Below are 2,143 nucleotides of genomic sequence, written 5' to 3'. Positions count from 1 at the left end.
AAGTATTACCCTCCATTTTAATATATTTAACTTTTAAATTAAGTTGAAATAATAGCTTGTCTATGTCAATAGCAAAGTGTTCAGAAGTAATAAAAAGTTGATCCATTTTGTCCTTAACTAATGGCTGAATTAATTGAACTATTTCTGGTTCTAAAATATCTTCATAATGAACTTTCTCAATAACTTTCAATTGATTCCCCTCCCTAACTAAAAAATCGAACCTACATCATTTAATAAATTTAAAACTATAGGTGTAAACATTATTAAAATAAAACCCCTCCACTACTAAATGTAACGGAGGGACATGATTTCAAAATAAAATGTCATTTTTTATAAATTTATTATAATATTTTTCATCATACTGTACAACCGAATCTAATCCAACGATCCCGAAAAGAGGAACAACGGTGGTTCTGCTTCATAATCACTTTTAACTAAGTGTTCATTTTTAATTATTTGATCGACGGTTTTCCAATTTTTTACTTCTTGCTCTTTTAAAAAAATGGCTATGAAAAATTCTATCCTCATAGATTTCTTCATAGCCAATGCTAATTTTTTTCATGTCATTTCTTCAAAATTCCTAAAAATATATAAACTAAAAGCATAAGTAACACAGCAAAAATTGATGAATATATAATTATTGAAAAAGCATTACTTTGCATTGGAACTAAATAATTTAAAGTACAAAATAATAATAATGCTAAAATTCCAACTTTAAGTGAATATTTTAATCTATCCATAAAATCACCCTTACTGATATCCCCATTTTTCTCCTGTCAGAACGTATTCCCCGGCTGCATTCTTTTTAGTTTTTAATTTTATATATACTCCCTTACTAGTATCAATATTCGATGCAGCTATAGATCCAAGGAAACCACCAACACCTGCGCCAACTAAACCACCTGTTAGTGCAGAAATAACGCTAATAGCCCCCGCACCTAAAGCAGCTATTGTTTTTGTATATGCAGAAGAAAGATATAATGTTGCAGTATCTTTACCTGTTTCTACATATTGAGTTTTACCCGCTCTTAATTGGTCTTCAGCTTTATATTTTTTTATTTCTTCTTTTGTAAATATATCTTCCAGTTTATAACCTTTTTTCTCAAGTTCATCAAATAAATTTTGGTTACTCAAATATATTACCTTTGCTTGAGAATGGTCTAACTTATCTTCAGCATGAGCTACATCTGAATTATAAGATAATGAAATTGGACTAACAAATAATACACCAGCAGCTAATAATAAAGATTTTTAATTCGTTTTTCATTAGTTTCTTTTAGATGATTTTTGTATTTAGATTTCGTATAAACAGAAACTAGATTTTTTCATGATCGACCTATCTTTTGTCCAGATACAGTGAGACCCTTGTCATTTAAATGATTTTTAATTCGTCTTGTACCAAAGACTTTTCTATTAGAATTAAAAATATTTATGACGGCATGTTCTATGTTTGAATCATCTTTAGTGATTTTATTATCTTTTCTTTTTATAGAATCATAATAGGTACTTCTTAGTATTATCAGGACTTTACACATTGCTGATACTGAATATTGATGTGCATTCTTTTGAATGACTTCTATTTTTGCCCCATAATCAGCGCTACTTGCTTTAAAATATCGTTCTCCATTTTTAAATGTTGAACTTCTTTGCGTAATTTAATCAGCTCTTTTTCTTCATCCGATAAGTTATCTTGGTGATTGAATGTACCCGTGTTTTGATGTTGCTTTATCCATTTTCCTACATTTTATAACCGCCATTTACAAACGTCGAAGGTGTGAAATCATACTCGCGTATAATTTCATTCCTAGGCTTACCATTTTTATATAATCTAACCATTTGTAACTTAAACTCTGAACTAAATGATCTTCTTTCTCTTGTCATAATAAAATCGCCTACTTTCTTAAATTAACAATATCTATTCTCATAGAATTTGTCCAATTAAGTGTAGACGATTCAATCTATCAGCTAGAATCATATAACTTATCAGAAGCAAGTGACTGTGCTTGTATATTTGCCGATGATATAATAGTAGAGTCGCCTATCTCTCAGGCGTCAATTTAGACGCAGAGAGGAGGTGTATAAGGTGATGCTTATTTTCGTTCACATCATAGCACCAGTCATCAGTGGCTGTGCCATTGCGTTT

Annotated in this window: 4 protein-coding genes and 2 pseudogenes; 1 reads left to right on the top strand and 5 read right to left on the bottom strand. The window is 30.1% G+C overall.

The genetic code is table 11. The annotated features are described in order from the left end of the window. The 5 genes and pseudogenes from IDG60_RS11835 to IDG60_RS11820 all read right to left on the bottom strand — a co-directional run. Positions 1–261, bottom strand: a pseudogene (locus tag IDG60_RS11835) (ImmA/IrrE family metallo-endopeptidase); the annotation flags it as partial. Positions 262–375: 114 nt separating this feature from the next. After that, positions 376–498, bottom strand: a pseudogene (locus IDG60_RS27480) (DUF1433 domain-containing protein); the annotation flags it as partial. A gap of 65 nt (positions 499–563) precedes the next feature. Further along, complete coding sequence (locus IDG60_RS11830) at positions 564–740, bottom strand: hypothetical protein (RefSeq protein ID WP_000375477.1); 177 nt, start codon at positions 738–740, stop codon at positions 564–566. A 10-nt stretch (positions 741–750) separates the two neighbouring features. Next, the gene (locus tag IDG60_RS11825; protein ID WP_000070814.1) at positions 751–1,134 is read right to left on the bottom strand and encodes a hypothetical protein; all 384 of its coding nucleotides are present in this window, start codon (positions 1,132–1,134) and stop codon (positions 751–753) included. Positions 1,135–1,737: 603 nt separating this feature from the next. Further along, the gene (locus tag IDG60_RS11820; RefSeq protein ID WP_001549059.1) at positions 1,738–1,881 is read right to left on the bottom strand and encodes a transposase; all 144 of its coding nucleotides are present in this window, start codon (positions 1,879–1,881) and stop codon (positions 1,738–1,740) included. A gap of 202 nt (positions 1,882–2,083) precedes the next feature. Between IDG60_RS11820 and IDG60_RS11815 the strand changes: the two genes are divergently transcribed. Further along, a partial coding sequence (locus IDG60_RS11815; RefSeq protein WP_206160675.1) for a type I toxin-antitoxin system Fst family toxin occupies positions 2,084–2,143 on the top strand: 60 nt, incomplete at its 3' end.

This window comes from Staphylococcus sp. EG-SA-2 (assembly GCF_017152085.1).
The sequence above is the reverse complement of the archived record's forward strand: the minus strand, read 5'-3'. Positions and strand labels throughout refer to the sequence as shown.

Coding starts and splice junctions, on each gene's coding strand:
- IDG60_RS11830 (WP_000375477.1), bottom strand. CDS start 740: ATGGATAGATTAAAATATTCACTTAAAGTTGGAATTTTAGCATTATTA.
- IDG60_RS11820 (WP_001549059.1), bottom strand. CDS start 1,881: ATGACAAGAGAAAGAAGATCATTTAGTTCAGAGTTTAAGTTACAAATG.